Source organism: Vibrio sp. V42_P2S4T144 (assembly GCF_009904715.1).
Lineage (GTDB): Bacteria > Pseudomonadota > Gammaproteobacteria > Enterobacterales > Vibrionaceae > Vibrio > Vibrio alginolyticus.
Genome location: NZ_WXWS01000679.1, coordinates 1 through 17,356 on the forward strand (window position 1 = coordinate 1; position 17,356 = coordinate 17,356).

At 44.6% G+C, this 17,356-nt stretch carries 11 protein-coding genes and 1 pseudogene; 5 read left to right on the plus strand and 7 right to left on the minus strand.

The features are described 5' to 3' along the window. The coding region (locus tag CAG68_RS21835) for a fructose-specific PTS transporter subunit EIIC (protein WP_237667917.1) at nt 1–509 on the plus strand (509 nt) is incomplete at its 5' end. 82 nt (nt 510–591) lie between these two features. Here CAG68_RS21835 and CAG68_RS21840 read toward each other — a convergent pair. The 4 genes from CAG68_RS21840 to CAG68_RS21855 form a co-directional block, all read right to left on the minus strand. Then, nucleotides 592–1,302, minus strand: a complete 711-nt coding sequence (locus CAG68_RS21840; protein ID WP_161441656.1) for a hypothetical protein — start codon at nt 1,300–1,302, stop codon at nt 592–594. A 175-nt stretch (nt 1,303–1,477) separates the two neighbouring features. Beyond that, nucleotides 1,478–4,537: an efflux RND transporter permease subunit gene (locus CAG68_RS21845; RefSeq protein WP_005376413.1), complete on the minus strand. Its 3,060-nt coding sequence runs from the start codon at nt 4,535–4,537 to the stop codon at nt 1,478–1,480. Beyond that, a complete protein-coding gene (locus CAG68_RS21850; protein WP_005376420.1) occupies nt 4,537–5,598 on the minus strand; it encodes an efflux RND transporter periplasmic adaptor subunit in 1,062 nt (353 codons plus the stop codon). The genes CAG68_RS21845 and CAG68_RS21850 overlap by 1 nt, the downstream gene beginning before the upstream one ends. Continuing rightward, complete coding sequence (locus CAG68_RS21855; protein WP_017820965.1) at nt 5,598–6,671, minus strand: efflux RND transporter periplasmic adaptor subunit; 1,074 nt, start codon at nt 6,669–6,671, stop codon at nt 5,598–5,600. Before CAG68_RS21855 ends, CAG68_RS21850 begins: the two co-directional genes overlap by 1 nt. Before the next feature lie 160 nt (nt 6,672–6,831). Here CAG68_RS21855 and vdeR point away from each other — a divergent pair. Then, nucleotides 6,832–7,559 (plus strand): annotated as a pseudogene (vdeR, locus tag CAG68_RS21860) (efflux transporter transcriptional repressor VdeR). A gap of 71 nt (nt 7,560–7,630) precedes the next feature. Here the strand turns inward: vdeR and gcvT are convergent. Both gcvT and CAG68_RS21870 read right to left on the minus strand, forming a co-directional pair. Further along, nucleotides 7,631–8,749, minus strand: coding sequence for a glycine cleavage system aminomethyltransferase GcvT (gene gcvT / locus CAG68_RS21865; protein ID WP_017820967.1), 1,119 nt, complete (start codon nt 8,747–8,749; stop codon nt 7,631–7,633). 260 nt (nt 8,750–9,009) lie between these two features. Then, on the minus strand, nt 9,010–9,633 hold the full coding sequence (locus CAG68_RS21870) for a helix-turn-helix domain-containing protein (protein WP_005376429.1): 624 nt from the start codon (nt 9,631–9,633) through the stop codon (nt 9,010–9,012). A 379-nt stretch (nt 9,634–10,012) separates the two neighbouring features. Between CAG68_RS21870 and CAG68_RS21875 the strand changes: the two genes are divergently transcribed. From CAG68_RS21875 to gcvP, 3 genes are all read left to right on the plus strand, one after another. Beyond that, nucleotides 10,013–11,308 carry a serine hydroxymethyltransferase gene (locus CAG68_RS21875; RefSeq protein WP_161441657.1) on the plus strand — a complete coding sequence of 432 codons (1,296 nt, stop codon included), beginning with the start codon at nt 10,013–10,015 and terminating at the stop codon, nt 11,306–11,308. Nucleotides 11,309–11,361: 53 nt separating this feature from the next. Beyond that, nucleotides 11,362–11,742: a glycine cleavage system protein GcvH gene (gene gcvH, locus CAG68_RS21880; RefSeq protein ID WP_005376432.1), complete on the plus strand. Its 381-nt coding sequence runs from the start codon at nt 11,362–11,364 to the stop codon at nt 11,740–11,742. 126 nt (nt 11,743–11,868) lie between these two features. Continuing rightward, nucleotides 11,869–14,733, plus strand: a complete 2,865-nt coding sequence (gcvP, locus tag CAG68_RS21885) for an aminomethyl-transferring glycine dehydrogenase (protein WP_017820968.1) — start codon at nt 11,869–11,871, stop codon at nt 14,731–14,733. A gap of 188 nt (nt 14,734–14,921) precedes the next feature. Here the strand turns inward: gcvP and CAG68_RS21890 are convergent, their stop codons facing one another. Then, entirely contained in the window at nt 14,922–17,126 is a 2,205-nt protein-coding gene (locus tag CAG68_RS21890; RefSeq protein ID WP_161441658.1) for a DEAD/DEAH box helicase, read from the minus strand. Between the last annotated feature and the right edge of the window lie 230 nt (nt 17,127–17,356).

Genomic DNA, 17,356 nt, shown 5'->3' on the forward strand with positions numbered 1-17,356 from the left:
GTATTATCCTTTGCGCAATGATGTGTTTCGACCTAGGAGGCCCGGTAAACAAAGCCGCTTACGCATTTGGTGTTGGCCTTTTGGCTTCACAAACTTACGCGCCAATGGCGGCAATCATGGCCGCAGGTATGGTTCCTGCGCTAGGTATGGGTTTAGCGACCTTCATTGCGAAGAACAAATTTGAACAAAATGAACGTGAGGCAGGTAAAGCATCATTTGTCTTGGGCCTTTGTTTCATCTCTGAAGGCGCAATTCCATTTGCTGCGAAAGATCCAATGCGCGTGATTCCATCTTGTATGGCAGGTGGCGCACTTACTGGTGCCCTATCGATGCTATTCGGTGCGAAATTAATGGCACCACACGGCGGTCTATTCGTGCTGCTAATTCCTAACGCAATTTCACCAGTATTAATGTATTTAGTGGCTATTGCAGCGGGTACAGCGGTAACTGGCTTTACTTACGCATTCTTAAAAAGCAAAGCAGAAGCGAAGCAAGAAGCCGCAGCTTAATTAGAGCGACTCCGGTTAACAATGCCACCCTCGAATTTGGCATTTAGCACCTCCCTTTAATTCCGGTTAAGGGAGGTGTTTTTTATTCCGCAGCCGGAACGGCTACAATGTCTACTTCCCCACTGCTCATATCCACCGTTGCTTGATAAGCGCTATGCGGGTCACCGTAGTGCTTGAAGGTAAAGTGGTAAACGTTAGCTGGCGTCCACAAGGTTTTTGAATCTGCGGGCAGAATGTCATAGCCGTCTTGCTGATAAAGCTCTGTCGCCATTACATTTGCGATTGCCGCCTGCTGGTTAGCGTCTCGATCCACCTTTGGCTCTAGTGACGGGTTACTTGGATAAGATTCACCGTTGTAACTCATGAGTCGATATGAGCCATTACTCCAAACGATAAAGTCCTGCCAACCATTACTGTAACTGTCGGCTAGTACAATAGGCGTGCGAGTTACCGACATTCGATTAATAACGTTTCCCTCATTATCAAACATATATGCAGAGCAGCCACCACTACCACAGAAATAGCGATCTTGAAGCAACACTATGTGTTCTGCCTTTCCGTCGCTGTTTAGGTCGGCGCTACCCGATAGATAACGTAGGTTGTCTTGCTCGAGCGACAGCCCTTCAGGGGCTAAAACCTTACTATCAATCCAACTGGAAATGACTTCGGCACTAACACTGTTAATTTTAGGGGCAGGTTGTTTGGTTTCTGTCGGCATGCTATCCGTCGCGGTGCAGCCAACCAAGGTGAAAGAACCAACGAAGAAGAGTCCGTTTAATATGCGCTTATTCATGTAATCTCAATCTTTGATGTGTCGTTACATCAGTATACGCATGATTTGCATTGTAATCGTAAGAAAATCATTAAAATCAAGCAAATGAATGGTTTGGTATGTATTAGTAAGATCAAAAAAGCCCCGAAGAAAACCTTCAGGGCTAGGCAGGAAGCTGGCAAATAGCCAGGAGTCCCTATGCAGTGGTCGGTTTTACCCTAAACAGAATTGCAAACATCACTGGCACCACTATCAGTGTCAGTACAGTAGCAAAACCAAGACCTGCCATAATCGTTATTGCCATCGAGCCAAAGAAGGCATCGAAGACCAGTGGAATCATCCCCAAGATAGTCGTTAGGGCAGCCATACTTACCGGACGAACGCGGCTTATCGCACTATCGACAATCGCGAGGTAAGGATCTTTACCTGACTCCAACTCAAGGTTAATTTGGTCAAGCAACACAATACCGTTTTTCAAAATCATGCCACTTAGGCTTAACAAACCAAGGAATGCTGTAAAACTGAACGGCATGTTCGTGGTAAGCAAACCAAAAGCAACGCCAATGATCGCTAACGGAACGGTGAACCAAATGACCAACGGCTTTTTTATTGAGTTAAACAGTAAAATAGTAATGATGAACATCAACAAGTAACCCATCGGCAATGAACCGAATAGGCCTTCTTGTGCATCTTTGGATGATTCGTACTCACCACCCCATGTGATTTCGTACCCTTCTGGAACATGCAATGCCATCACTTTAGGCTGTACACGAGCAAATAAGCTTGCTGCCGTGTCGTCACTCAACACATCATGGTCCGCGAGAACGGTTAACGTACGCTTACGGTCACGACGCTGAATTAGCGGCTCACTCCAATCCAGTTGAACGCCATCAATCACTTGATCAACCGGAATATAAGTTTGCAACGAAGGACTCCAAATGGTCACGTTTTGTAGTGATTCAAAATCTACGCGTTCTTCTTCAGGAAGGCGTGTCATAATTGGCAACGTATGTGTACCATCACGCAAGTAACCTAAGGTGCTACCACCAAACGCCATTTGCAGTGTGCTTGAAAGATCTTCTTTCGAAATACCTAAGCGACGAGCTTTAGACTCATTGAAAACGGGTACAAGTTCCTTGGTGCGCTCTCGCCAATCGTGACGAATGTTTCGGGCACCAGGATCGGTATGAAGGATGTCTTCAACTTGCACCGCCAAGTCACGTAAAACTTGTGGATCAGGGCCAGTAATACGCGCTTCGATCTTAGACGCTGGTGATGGACCAAATTCCATCAATTTAAACTGGAACGTAGGCGCATCAAATGTTTTCGCCAGATTCTCATCTAACTTATGCAGTAAACCAAACATTTTCTCACGATCAGTCGCGCGAACTTGGAACTGCGCGTACGCTTCGTAACTTTTTTCTGGTTGATAGGTTAAAGCAAAACGCTGTAGGCCCTGCCCAATCGAAGCAGAAACAAAGTCAATATCATCTTGCTGACGAATGTAGCTTTCGACCTCTTCAGCTTTTTTAATCGTTTCACGGATGTCAGTACCCTCTGGCATCCACATATCCACGTAGAACATCGGCGTATTCGATGGTGGGAAGAACTGCTGTTTTACATTACCAAATGCCACGACAGCACCCACTAATAGCGCCACCATGCCAGCAACGGTAAGCCAGCGGAATCGCAATGCAAATTTCAGTGATGCCCCAAATACGACAAACAACCAGCCTTTATAAGGATCATCTTCGCTAGTACCCTGCTCTTTGTTTTCCTCTTTCAACAAAAGATCGGCAAGGAAAGGCGTCAGTGTAATAGCGGTAATCCAGCTTAAAAATAGTGAGAAACACAGCACCCAGAATAGAGAGCCCATGAACTCACCTGTCGCATCTTGCGACAAACCGATAGGTGCAAAAGCCGTAATTGCAATAACAGTTGCGCCCAGCAAAGGCCATTGTGTTTGCTTTACAATATCGACAGCCGCTTGAACTTTGGTACGCCCTTTCTTTAGGCCAACCAATATGCCTTCCACGACAACAATCGCGTTATCAACCAGCATACCCAAGGCAATAATTAACGCGCCAAGAGAAATACGATGCAGTTCGATGTTGTTGTAATTCATCAAAATGAAGGTACCAAATACCGTCAATAACAACACAACTCCAATGATGACACCACTGCGTAAACCCATAGTAAACAGCAACACAATGATTACGATCGCCACTGCCTCCGCTAGACTAATTACAAACGCTTTAACAGATTCATCCACCTCATTGGCTTGGTTGTAAAAGTAGTTCATATCGATGCCAGCAGGCTTGATAGACTCAAGGCTCGCGAGCTCCGCATCCAAACGTTCACCAACCTCAACCACGTTCACACCCGATGCAAACGAGATACCGATATTAATCGCTTTTTGACCGTTAAAGAGTACGACGTTGCCTGGCTTCTCTTGAATACCGCGAGAAATCGTTGCTACGTCTTTTAGACGAATTAGATTTCCTGTGTCACGGCCATGAATGATCAGATTTTCTAGTGCTTCTACAGTGTTTAAGGTGCCGCTTGGGCGAATAACAAGGCTTTCGCCATTGACCATCACTTCACCTGCTGAAACCACATTGTTTTGCTGGTTCAACAAGCTCGAAACCACATTCATGTCTAAGTTCAGTGCAGCAAGGCGATCAAGTGAGATCTCAACGAATAGCATTTCTTGCTGATCGCCCGTGATGTCTACCTTACCAACACCATCAACAAGCTCGATTTCACGGGTCAGGTAATCCGCATAACGTTTCAGCTCTACATAGTCGTAATCGTCACCAGTGAGCATTAACATCACGCCATAAACGTCACCGAAATCATCAATGATCTGTAAAGACTGAACACCTTGAGGCAATGATGGTCGTAAATCATTAATTTTACGGCGCATTTCATCCCAAATTTGCGGCAGTTCATCAGGACCATAGTCCATTTCCATGCTCACCGTTATTTGAGACATACCATTAGAAGACGTAGAGGTAATTTTGTCGATATAAGGGAGTTTTCGAATCTCTTTTTCTAGAGGATACGTCAACTCTTCTTCAACTTCTTTTGACGTCGCGCCAGGGTATGTTGAGATGATCATGGCATCTTTGATCGTAAATGCCGGGTCTTCTAATCGTCCAAGCTCCAAAAATGACGTTAAACCACCAACAGCAAGGATAATAATGAACAACCAGCTGATGACTTTGTTTTTTATTGAATACTCAGCAATGTTCATTATTGGTTATTCTCCACAACATCCACATGTTTACCTTCGCGTAATTTACGCAGATTTGAATTAATCAGAATATCGCCCTGGCTAACACCTGACGACACAATGGCTCCATTGCCATTCACTTGAGAAATCATGACAGGCACTCGTGTGACAATGTCACCTTCTTTTTTCCACACAAAGAACTCATTCCCTTCACTGCCTGCTTGAAGCGCCGTGACAGGAACACTGTAACCATCGATAGAGGTAATGCCCGCCTTCACCATATCGACCAAAACGCTTACGCTGGTTCCCGGCAATATCTCTGTTTTTGGCTGTGGCATCGTCAAGTACATTTCGTAGGTTTGAGTTTCAGCGTTGGGTTCACTTGTGTGCTCTAAATAGTCCAAAGCAAATCTGCCATCGATGCCGGAGAAGGTTGCTCTAGGCTTGTAGCTCATGCTGTCTGAATTTGGGTCTACCATCGCTAAAACATTGTCGGAAAGCTCAATACGCACGTAAACCAAATCGTTTTGGTATAGGTTTAACACGGGTTCACCAATTGCCACACGCTCAAAACGTTCTTTGAAAACATCAGATACTTTACCGGCGAACGGGGCGAATAAACGGGTGTAATTCAATTGATTGGTCGCGTTATAGAAAGTAGCCTCAGCTAGCTCTTTATTGGCGGTTAGCTCATCAAGTTCCGCTTTTGAAATCATTTGACGTGCATGCAAGTCTTCACCGCGTTTAAGCTGACGAATTGCGAGTGTGTATTGTGCTTCTGCGTCATTCACGGCTTGCTTCTCTTTGCTATCATCTAGCTTTGCGATCATTTGCCCCTGCTTCACAACGTCACCCGCTTTAACCAATACGTGCTGAACTTCCCCAGCGCGGCGAAATGCCATTGGCGTTTGCTCTGCAGGCACTACTATGCCTTTGAACGCGCGATGTTGACTTTGTACTGGTGCATCCACCGAGATAGTCGACACAAAAAGTGGCTGCTCGACGATAGCTTGGTTTTCATTTTTGCACCCTGTTAAAACTGCAAGTGCAATCGCAGAGATCGTAAGTAGAGAACGTTTCATTAAATGCCTCCCTCACGAACCCAAGCTTTCACCACTTGCCCTTCAACCAGTCTCTCAACACCAGCAATAACAACGTAATCATTGTTATCAAGCCCGGCTTTCACACCACCTGCTGCGTCAAGTGAGACAGTGACTTTATTGACCTGCTGCGTGCTTCTGTCCATTACCCAAACTTCACCTTGCGTCCCATTTTTGTTGACCCAAGCAGACTGAGGTAACGTCATCGCGTCCGATACATGTTGTTTAGCAATGTGTACCTGCCCTGTCATACCTGTCAGCAAATTGCGATCTTCTGGTCGAGTGATGGTCACGATCGCCTCATAGCTATTGGTATCGATGTTTGGCTGCGTCGAAATTTCTTTAAATTGCCCAGGAATACGTTTTCCTGGCTCGCTATCCATCGTCACCCACATATCGGAGTTTTGCAGTGACTCAAGTGATACAGATTCCGCATAACTTACAGGCAAGGTGAAAGATACATCCAACGTCGTGTTATCAATGAGATTCAAGATCTCCTGCTTCTCTGCTACTACTTGAAACGGGTTGACATAGGTATATGACACAATGCCATCAAACGGTGCGTGAATTTTGGTATAGCTCAAATCGGTTTTAGCTTGTTCGTAGTTCGCCAATGCCGCTTTATATTGAGTTTCTTTCTGATCGTACTCATCAGTACTAATGAGTTTTTTTCCGTAAAGGTTTTTCGCGCGGTCCCATTGTGTTTTCGCTAACGCGTACTGCGCTTGAGCGGCATCTAACGCAAGCTGAAGATCTTTAGGGTCTAACGTTGCAAGCACTTCACCTTTTTGGACCTTTTGGCCCATGCGTACACGTAATTCATCAACCTCTCCACCAACCTGAAAAGAAAGCTGCGCGCGATGTGTTGCATCAATACGCGCTAAAAAGGCGTGCGAGTCTTCAAGTTCTAGGTCTTTCACCGCCAGTAATTTTACAGGTTTGATTAAAGGTTCAGACGGCTCAGAAATGGCTTTATTACACCCAGTTAGCATCCCAGAAAGACTTAATGTCACCACTGCGCCAACTAAAGTGCGCTTTAAATATTGTTTTCGCACCCGCTTTCTCCGTAGGTTTTATATATTACACAGCCGTGCAGTATAAGCAGAATTTGAAATTGATCAACATATTTTCCAGGTGGATAGCAAATTAATTAGTCAAAGCGTTCGGTTTCTGGTAAAAGTAAGCGCGTGATTAATATTCGGGAAAATTCGAACTATGAATGAAAGAAAGCAGGGGCGTAGAAGTGCTGAAGCAGCAGAACAAACTAAGTGTCTGATCCTTAAAGTGGCAGCAGATATGTTTTGTGAACTTGGTTACGAGCGTGTCTCGCTGCGCAATATCAGTGAAAAGGCTGGTGTTTCACATAGTTTGATCCGTCACCACTTCGGCAGCAAAGAGAAAATCTGGCAAGCGGTTAGCGATGCAATGGACGAGTTCATGCAGTGCTATATGGCTGAACTCATCAATGAAATGCCGGAGAACACACCTTCGAATAGAAAATTTATCTGTTTATGGTTCGCATGCTAGCATTTGCTCTCGTCAATCCTCACCCAGTACAGATGATCGCCGATGCCATTCGACAAGGCGATGACGGTGCTCTGCTGCAGTATTTCTTAAAGTCAAAAGATGAGTTCGCTGCAATATTTACCGGAATTTTCGAGCAGTACAACAGCGAAAACCCTAATGCACAATTTGATCAGTGGGAATCAAAGTGGCAAATGTTGATCTTCGCACATGGTGCTGTCAGTCTCGCGCCAATGATGCAAGAAACATGGCCGGATATTGCAGATAATCGCGAAAAACTGCTGATCAAGCATTGGGAATTGTTTAATACCATTATGGCCTCTCAATTTGGGATCCCAAAAGAAGAGATGATTCATCCGGAAAAGCTTGAAGATATCGTTATTGATATGTGCTGTACTATTGATGAAGCAGTAAACTAAAAGTAAACAAGCGAAAAGAAGACATAAAAAATGCCGAGCTACAAAGCTCGGCATTTTTGTTTCAATTCGTTTTAACCACGGTAGTAACGTTGTGGTACGAACGGCATTTTTTCAACTGTCATTGGTAGCATTTTACCACGCACTTCAGCGAACACTTCAGTACCAATCGCCGCCAAATCCGCACGAACATAACCCATTGAGACTGGCTTACCTGCATTCGGACCCGCCGTACCGCTGGTTACAACGCCAATTTTAACGCCGTCAGCATCAAACAGTTCAACACCTTCACGCACTGGCGCTTTGGTTTGACCTACTAGACCCACACGCTTACGCGCCACATCTTTAGTCTCAATCTGCTTAAGAATAATGTCTGCGCCAGGGAAACCACCTTCACGTTCACCACCAATACGACGAACTTTTTGGATACCCCATAGCAAGCTCGCTTCAACAGGTGTTGTTGTTGTGTCTAGGTCATGACCGTATAGACAAAGGCCACACTCAAGACGAAGCGAATCACGAGCACCAAGGCCAATCCATTCAACTTCATCTTCAGCAGTCAGTTTACGTGCTAGCTCTTCCGCTTTGTCAGCAGGAACCGAGATTTCGTAACCGTCTTCGCCTGTATAACCACTACGAGAAACAATGCACTCGGCGCCTAAAATATCGACTTTACGAATATCCATGAACAGCATTTCAGAAACTTCTGGTGCAAAACGCGCCAATACAGCCGCCGCTTTAGGGCCTTGGATTGCAAGTAGAGCTCGGTCTTCGATAATTTCTAGCTCAACACCAGATGGTAAATGCGCTTGTAGGTGTGCGATATCTTGCGCTTTACATGCTGCGTTCACAACCACAAACAGATGATCGCCTAGGTTAGCCACCATCAAGTCGTCCATGATGCCGCCCTCTTCATTAGTGAAAAAAGCGTAACGCTGTTTACCCGACTCAAGATCCACAATATCCACTGGAACTAATGTTTCTAGGAACGCAGCTGCACCGTCACCAATTAGGCGAAGCTGTCCCATGTGAGAAACGTCAAACAGACCTGCCGCATCACGAGTATGTAAGTGTTCCTTCTTTACGCCTAGAGGATACTGAACAGGCATATCGTAACCCGCGAACGGGACCATTTTGGCACCAACTTCAACGTGAAGTGCGTGTAGTGGTGTTTTCAGTAGTTCTTGAGTCATTTTCGTCTCCATTTAGATAGACCCGAGAATGCTATCGGCATTCGATGTGTTTCCAATAATAAACATGGCTCATTCTATTTTGCACGAACAAGACGTAGATCGACTTGCAAAAGTGTGACTCTTAACATTTTAATCACAACAAATCGTACAAAAAAAGCGCTTTAATGAGCAAGTTCTCATCAAAAAAGCGCCTTTTCATCATAACGACCACCAACAGCAATCGTTTGCTTTCACTATAGGAAATTTACAAGTATTTATCACTATTTGGCTGTCACCCACAAAATGAGCGCATCTTCCTCGCTAACACTGGTCAACATATGTCCCATATTTGCATCGTAATAAACGCTGTCTCCCTCGCTTAAAACAACAGGTTCGTAAAACTCAGAATAGAACATGACCTCACCAGATAAGATAAGCAGAAATTCTTCGCCATCATGACGAACCCAGTCTTTATATTCATCAAAACTACGAGCTCGAATTTGGCTCTTAAACGGCATCATTTTCTTATTGGAAAGTTGTGTCGCGAGCAGTTCATGTTCATAAGTTTGTGTTGGGTGTGGTTTACCTTCATTCTTCTTGGTAACATCCCTACGCCCTGTCGCTACCTTTTTTCTAGGTGGCTCAAATAGTTGTGGCATGTCAATTTGTAAGCCAAGTGCCAATTTTTGCATCGCTTGAAACGTCGGGGAGATCTGCTCATTTTCTATTTTGCTCAGTGTGGATCGAGCAAGCCCGGTTCGCTGACTGGCCTCTTCTAATGTGATACCGAGTTTCGAGCGGATATCCTTAATACGCTGGCCCAGTTTTAACGGCTCGATATTTTGGTCATGTTGCTCTTTTGCCAACGTCATCGATGGGTATTCATCGTAAATACTTTCTGCCATAAATCCCTCTATAGATATCCATATTTTTTGTCTTACTCGCATTGTGCATGAAGCACATAGTGGATAGAAGTCCACCAAGTGAATTAAACCGTGCTCTTGTTAACAAATTTTGAAATCTTGTTTCCTATAGGAAATTTTTGGTTGATTGTTCCCGTCACAGGCGCTATGTTACCAACTTGTTAGATGTAGAGATGCATATTTCCGTAAGAGATTGGTAAAGGAAACACGCAATCCAACGGAGTTTTTGCCCAAATTTAGGGCCGGATGTTCACTCTGTTCTGCTACGCAGTTCAGCTGTTTTTGAGGACAAATGAACCACAACCGCAAATCATAACTCATCTATTGCGGGTTCATTTTCAGATTTGGAAGGTCAACTACCATGAATAAGAGTTACCCTAACCACAGCTTGGAAAACTTTTTCTCTACCAACCTCTCTGCGACAGATGATGCTGTCTTTGCTGGAATTCAAGCGGAATCCGCTCGCCAAAACGAACAAATCGAACTTATCGCTTCTGAGAACATTGTTTCTAAAGCGGTAATGCAAGCTCAAGGCACATGCCTAACAAACAAATACGCTGAAGGCTACCCAGGTCGTCGTTACTATGGTGGTTGTGAGCACGTAGATACAGTGGAAGCCATTGCTATCGAACGCGCAAAAAAACTTTTCAATTGTGAATACGCAAACGTTCAACCACACTCAGGCGCACAAGCAAACGGCGCAGTAAAACTAGCACTGCTTCAACCTGGTGACACCATTCTTGGTATGTCTTTAGACGCAGGTGGTCACCTGACGCACGGTGCACGCCCTGCACTTTCTGGTAAATGGTTTAATGCAGTTCAATACGGTGTTGATCGCGAAACACTGGAAATCAACTACGAAGATGTTCGTGAGCTAGCACTTGAGCACCAACCTAAAATGATCATCGCAGGTGGTAGCGCTATTCCACGTACTATCGACTTTGCAAAATTCCGTGAAATCGCAGACGAAGTAAATGCAATTCTTATGGTCGACATGGCACACATCGCCGGTCTTATCGCAACAGGCGCGCACCCTAGCCCACTGCCACACGCACACGTTGTTACGACTACAACACACAAAACATTGCGTGGCCCTCGCGGCGGTATGATTCTTACTAACCACGAAGACATCATTAAGAAAATCAACTCAGCCGTATTCCCTGGCCTACAAGGTGGCCCACTGATGCACGTTATCGCAGCCAAAGCGGTCGCATTTGGTGAAGCGCTTGGCCCTGAATTTAAAACTTATATTGATTCGGTGATCAATAACGCAAAAGTCCTAGCGGAAGTATTGCAAACTCGCGGTTGCGACATCGTAACTGGTGGCACAGACACGCACCTAATGCTGGTTGACCTTCGTCCGAAAGGGTTGAAAGGCAATACAGCAGAAGAAGCTCTAGAGCGTGCTGGGATCACATGTAACAAAAATGGCATCCCATTCGATACAGATAAGCCTATGATTACATCGGGCATCCGTTTAGGAACGCCTGCGGGTACAAGCCGCGGCTTTGGCGCTGAAGAATTCAAACTCATCGGTAATTGGATTGGTGACGTACTGGACGGTTTAGTGAACAACCCTGAAGGTGACGCAGAAGTTGAAAAACGCGTTCGCAAAGAAGTAAAAGAACTTTGCAGTCGCTTTCCTCTATACCAGTAAACGATTTTTTTAAAATCATAATAATTCCTGACAAGTTATTCGGAGATTAAGCAATGGACAAAACACTGAAGTTTGCAGATAGCCACGAGTGGGTACGTGACAACGGTGACGGCACAGTAACAATTGGTATTTCTGAGCATGCACAAGAAATGCTAGGTGACGTGGTATTCGTTGACCTACCAGACGTAGAAGACGAAGTTGAAGCAGGTGAAAGCTTCTCTCTCGTTGAATCTGTAAAAGCAGCGTCAGACATCTACGCACCAATCACTGGTGAAATCGTAGAAATCAATGAAGAACTAGAAGACAGCCCAGAGCTAATTAACGAAGAGCCGTACGAAGGTGGCTGGATCGTAAAAGTGAAGATGTCTGATGTATCTGAACTAGATAACCTGAAAGACGCAGACGAATACCTAAACTCTATCGAAGAAGAGTAATTAGGATGTGACGAAAGCTGTTCCCTAGCCTGTTTAGAGAACAGCTTTTTTTCTAGGTTCGGACGTATAATTTAATTTATCAGTAACGCAAATCCGTTACCCGAACCAAGGAGTAGGTAAAGGACAATGACTGAATTACTTCAAAGCCTCAGCACACAAAACGAGTTCGTTGCTCGCCACAATGGACCAAACAAATCTGACCAACAGAAAATGTTGGAAGCGATCAACGCAGTTAGCCTAGATTCGCTTATCGACGAAACCGTACCAGCACAAATTCGCCTAGAGCAACCAATGAGCTTGGCAGAAGCGAAAAGCGAAGCAGACATGCTGGCAGCAATGCGTAAGTTCGCCGATCAGAACCAAGTTAAACGTACATTCATTGGTCAGGGTTACTACAACACCTTCACGCCGAACGTGATTCTACGCAACGTGATGGAAAACCCGGGCTGGTACACTGCTTACACCCCTTACCAACCAGAAATCTCACAAGGTCGTTTAGAAGCACTTCTAAACTACCAACAAATGGTGATGGATCTTACTGGTATGGAAATCGCGAACGCGTCATTGCTCGATGAAGCAACGGCAGCAGCAGAAGCGATGACACTTTGTAAGCGTGCGGGTAAAAGCAAGAGCAACGTATTCTTCGTTGCTGACGACGTTCACCCACAAACCATCGAAGTAGTAAAAACTCGTGCGAAATTCATCGGCTTTGAAGTCTTGGTTGGTTCTTTAGAATCACTACCAGAGCAAGACGTGTTCGGCGCACTAGTTCAATACCCAAGTACAACAGGTGAAGTTCGTGACCTAACGGACATCATCGCTAAAGCGCAAGCAAACAAAACACTAGTGACTGTAGCAACGGACCTTCTTGCTTCTACCCTACTTAAACCTGCTGGTGAAATGGGCGCAGACGTAGCAATCGGTTCAGCACAACGTTTTGGCGTGCCGATGGGTTACGGCGGTCCACACGCTGCCTTCATGGCAACACGTGACAAGCACAAGCGTACTATGCCAGGTCGTGTTATCGGTGTTTCTATCGATACTAACGGCAACCAAGCACTGCGCATGGCAATGCAAACGCGTGAACAGCACATCCGTCGTGAAAAAGCGACATCAAACATCTGTACTGCTCAAGCACTGCTAGCGAACATGGCGTCTTTCTACGCGGTTTACCACGGCGCAGAAGGTCTACGCACGATTGCTCGTCGTACGCACCACATGACAGCCATCCTAGCCGCTGGCCTAACTAAAGGCGGCTTCGAGCTTGCTCACAACAGCTTCTTCGACACCATCACTATCAACACAGGTGCACAAACTGAAGACCTATACGCGAAAGCACTAGCCGCAGACATCAACCTACGTAAGTTGGGTACTCAGCTAGGTGTGAGCTTCGACGAAACCACAACCGTGGCAGATGTAGAAGCCCTATTCGCAGTATTCGGTGTGAAAGAAGAAGTCGCAGCACTATCAACTGAAATCGCAGGCAACGAGTTTGCAGCCATTCCAGAAGCATTGCGCCGCACAACAGAATATCTAACACACCCTGTGTTTAACACGCACCACAGCGAAACACAGATGATGCGTTACCTAAAACAGCTAGAGAACAAAGACTTCTCACTCACGCACGGCATGATCCCACTGGGCAGCTGTACGATGAAGCTGAACGCAGCAGCAGAGATGATCCCAGTTACTTGGCCTGAGTTTGGTTCGATCCACCCGTTCGCACCAGCAGAACAAGCAGCTGGTTACGCAGCACTCGCAAAAGACCTTAAAGAAAAGCTATGTGAAATCACTGGCTATGACGCATTCTCACTACAACCAAACTCTGGTGCATCGGGTGAGTACGCAGGCCTTATCGCGATTCAACGCTACCACGAAAGCCGTGGCGAAGGTCACCGCAACGTATGTTTGATCCCAAGCTCTGCGCACGGTACTAACCCTGCGACAGCATCTATGGTGTCAATGAAAGTGGTTGTGGTTAAGTGTGATGAAGAAGGCAACATCGACATCGACGACCTAGCAGCGAAAATCGAGAAACACAAAGACAACCTATCAAGCATTATGATCACTTACCCTTCTACGCACGGCGTTTACGAAGAGAAAGTGAAAGAAGTGTGTGAAATGGTTCATGCCGCTGGTGGTCAGGTTTACCTAGACGGCGCTAACATGAACGCGCAGGTTGGTCTAACATCACCAGGCTTCATCGGTTCAGACGTTTCTCACCTAAACCTACACAAAACCTTCTGCATCCCGCACGGTGGTGGCGGTCCGGGTATGGGTCCTATCGGTGTGAAATCTCACCTAGCTCCTTTCTTACCAGGGCATATTGAAGACGGTGTAGAAGGCGCAGATTTCGCAGTATCAGCAGCAGATATGGGTAGCGCTTCTATCCTGCCTATCTCTTGGGCTTACATCGCAATGATGGGCGAAGCTGGCCTAACAGATGCTACAAAAGTAGCAATTCTGAACGCAAACTACGTGATGGAAACACTTCGCCAACACTACCCTGTTCTTTACCGTGGCAAAAATGGCCGCGTAGCGCACGAATGTATTATCGACATTCGTCCGCTGAAAGAAGAAACAGGTATCAGCGAAGAAGACATCGCGAAGCGTCTAATGGACTACGGTTTCCACGCACCAACTATGTCGTTCCCTGTAGCGGGCACGCTAATGGTTGAGCCAACGGAATCGGAAGATCTAGAAGAGCTAGACCGCTTCTGTGATGCGATGATCGCTATCCGCGAAGAAATGGAGAAAGTGAAAAACGGTGAATGGCCACTGGATAACAACCCACTTGTTAACGCGCCACACACACAAGTTGATCTTTCAGCTGAAGATTGGGACCGCCCTTACTCTCGCGAGATTGGCTGCTTCCCGTCTAAAGCGACCAAATCTTGGAAGTACTGGCCAACGGTAAATCGCGTAGATAACGTATACGGTGACCGTAACCTAATCTGTTCATGCCCAAGCATCGATAACTACGAAGATTAATTTTTGTAGTTGATCACAGATAACCAAGTTGGAAACTGTGATAACCGAGTTGGAAACCGATAACCAAGTTGAAAACTAACTTAAGTAAAAAGGCGAACCGTTGGGTTCGCCTTACTTTTAGGGGATTATTTGCTTAAAAAAGCGAACGCACAAGTTCTTTCTAAACTAAATTTGTAGCTCTGCTTTTACTACAACTTTGCTGCTTTAATGAAGTATCTATCTACTCGGCTGAAAGACTCGATTAAGGGCTGGGCTGTTTTAATTGCCAGACTAATATCATCCACAGATGCCTCATCTACATCTATCAACTTTTCCCGAAGAAGTTTGAGTGTTTGATGGGGTACACCCATTTCATGAATAGCTGCATAGCCCGCCGTAAGCTTCTGATTTTCCATGTCACTGATTATGTGACTGTAATCAAAGGTTAAGCCTGTACTTTCTTTCTTATTCAAGAAATACAAAATATCAGCAAATAATGACAAAAAGTTCGGGAAGCTAAACCCATAGACATTTGAGATTATTTTGAGCTCGTCATCAATTACACCTGACATTTGCTCATCAAACTCATTTTGAGGACAATCATCTTCTAGGAGTTGTTTGTGTTTCCATTCCATCTGTTGCTTGAGGTAATGCTCAACGGAGTCAGCCGCTAAAAATGCACGAAACTTCCCACAAATACTTGTTACAGGATCTTTTCCGTCTTTTGGCGTTACGGAAAAACCATTCCTTGTAAGTACTTTTTTCCTAGCTTCAATAAACTGTTCCATAATAAAGTACAAAGCATCTGTGGTTGGCAGCTTAAAAAAATTCAACTGCTTATACAGTTCAAAATCAGAGAGCTGAACATTCTCTATAGCCCTTAACAAACACTCTATCTTCTCTACCTCAAATGAAGAATTGTTGCGGATTATCTCTGTAGGAATATCGGTTTCTTGACTGAAACGTTCCCATGCTTCTAAACCTCCAGAAGATAAGTGCTCACGATCTATTGAACCCAATAAGTTCAACGGGCATTCACTGTCCTCATCTCCGATTGGAATAACCAACTCGTCAGAGGCGTCATCGTCTGGTTGAGATTGCAGACAATAAACTCTACCCACAAAATGCTTATACATCCTCCCAGCTCTGCCTTTGATGTTGTTATGCGTAAATTTATCTATGCTCTCAAGCCCATTATAGTTTTCGTATATAACAACATTCTTAGCTCGGGTGTTTACTCCTTCTATTATTGTTGAAGTACAGATTAAGACATTGTGCCTTCTTGACCGATTAAAAATATCAACAGAGAAGTGCTGCAACGCTCGTGGCAATACACCATGATGTAATACAACTCCATGCTTCAGAGCTTTACAATAGTTCCATCTAGAGTCATAAGTTTTCGACAACCAATCGATAAACTCACCCTCGAACTGTTCTTCAAATTCTCCTTCAGTCATCAATAACTGAGCTAGTTTATTGGCGGATTTTGGAGAACGGCAGTAGACTATCGTCTTTTCTCCCTCGCACTCTTTTAAAATCTGTAGCAGTACTTTTTTCTTCATTTCGGCATCGCTTGCAGCAATATCATAGTCCTTAACATCCACTGACACAGTCCGAAAGTCGCTACAAATAAAAGTAAAGTCTCCTACTAAACGCGATAAGCCTCTAACGTTCGTTATATTAGGCCCAATAAAGAACCACTGCTTAGACTTCTTAAGTAGCTGAGACAAAGAAATATTTAGAGATATGGCTCGTTCGTCATACTTCAGAAAGCCTTCACTATTGTACTTAAAGCCCAACTTATAGAACTCATCAATGATGAAAAGATCCACATTCTCGATATCACCCCTTTGGTTGGCTCTCTCCTGAGTCAGAACGAAAATTGTGGGTACGGTATCATCATAGTGTTGACTGTTATGGTGAATAATCCGATATAGACCATCCAATGAGGTTGCCAACTTTTTTCTTGTCTCATCAATGAGCGCAATAGTAGGGACTATTAGAACAACCGTATGATATCTATCATTACTGAGCATATTTGCTAGTATTTCACTTTTACCCATACTTGTAGGAGCACTCAGCACAACGTTTTTACCATCACGCAACTGATTGAAAACCCGTGTCTGAGTAGCATGAAACACAATATCATTCCCTGCTACAGGTTTGTTTGCTTCGATTGTTACAATGTCTTCAAGATCATGCTCATCAAATTCACTCTGAAGGTAAGGAAACAATCCTGCTTTCTTAACTAGATGCTTAAGAATTGAGTCGTAGCGGTGATACTTCTTCCTCTCATCTAAGGCTCTTATCACCATATCACGGCCACTTGCAGCACTTATTGGATTAGATAGGAGCTCTGAAGCAGTTTTTAGGTAAACAATTGGGTTGATACTATCTTTAACGTCAATGCTCATGAAGATATCTTGCCTTTCAATTTGCTTAATATCGTATCGTTACACGGGGTCGGGAAAACATAGAACCCTAGACGAATTTGATTGAAGAAAGCATTCTTGGAAATCATTGAATCATACATATATTTGATTTTGTCTTTTATTTCTTGGGTTAAATCGCCCTCACTAGTTGTGTAGTCATATGAAGGCAACCTGTAAGAAATAAAAACAACAAACTTGAATCGATCTAGATG

Bases quoted from the DNA above. Each gene is read 5' to 3' on its own strand.
- CAG68_RS21890 (WP_161441658.1), bottom strand. From the start codon at position 17,126: ATGAGCATTGACGTTAAAGATAGTATCAACCCAATTGTTTACCTAAAA.
- gcvH (WP_005376432.1), top strand. From the start codon at position 11,362: ATGGACAAAACACTGAAGTTTGCAGATAGCCACGAGTGGGTACGTGAC.
- gcvP (WP_017820968.1), top strand. From the start codon at position 11,869: ATGACTGAATTACTTCAAAGCCTCAGCACACAAAACGAGTTCGTTGCT.
- CAG68_RS21870 (WP_005376429.1), bottom strand. From the start codon at position 9,633: ATGGCAGAAAGTATTTACGATGAATACCCATCGATGACGTTGGCAAAA.
- CAG68_RS21840 (WP_161441656.1), bottom strand. From the start codon at position 1,302: ATGAATAAGCGCATATTAAACGGACTCTTCTTCGTTGGTTCTTTCACC.
- CAG68_RS21845 (WP_005376413.1), bottom strand. From the start codon at position 4,537: ATGAACATTGCTGAGTATTCAATAAAAAACAAAGTCATCAGCTGGTTG.
- CAG68_RS21875 (WP_161441657.1), top strand. From the start codon at position 10,013: ATGAATAAGAGTTACCCTAACCACAGCTTGGAAAACTTTTTCTCTACC.
- gcvT (WP_017820967.1), bottom strand. From the start codon at position 8,749: ATGACTCAAGAACTACTGAAAACACCACTACACGCACTTCACGTTGAA.
- CAG68_RS21850 (WP_005376420.1), bottom strand. From the start codon at position 5,598: ATGAAACGTTCTCTACTTACGATCTCTGCGATTGCACTTGCAGTTTTA.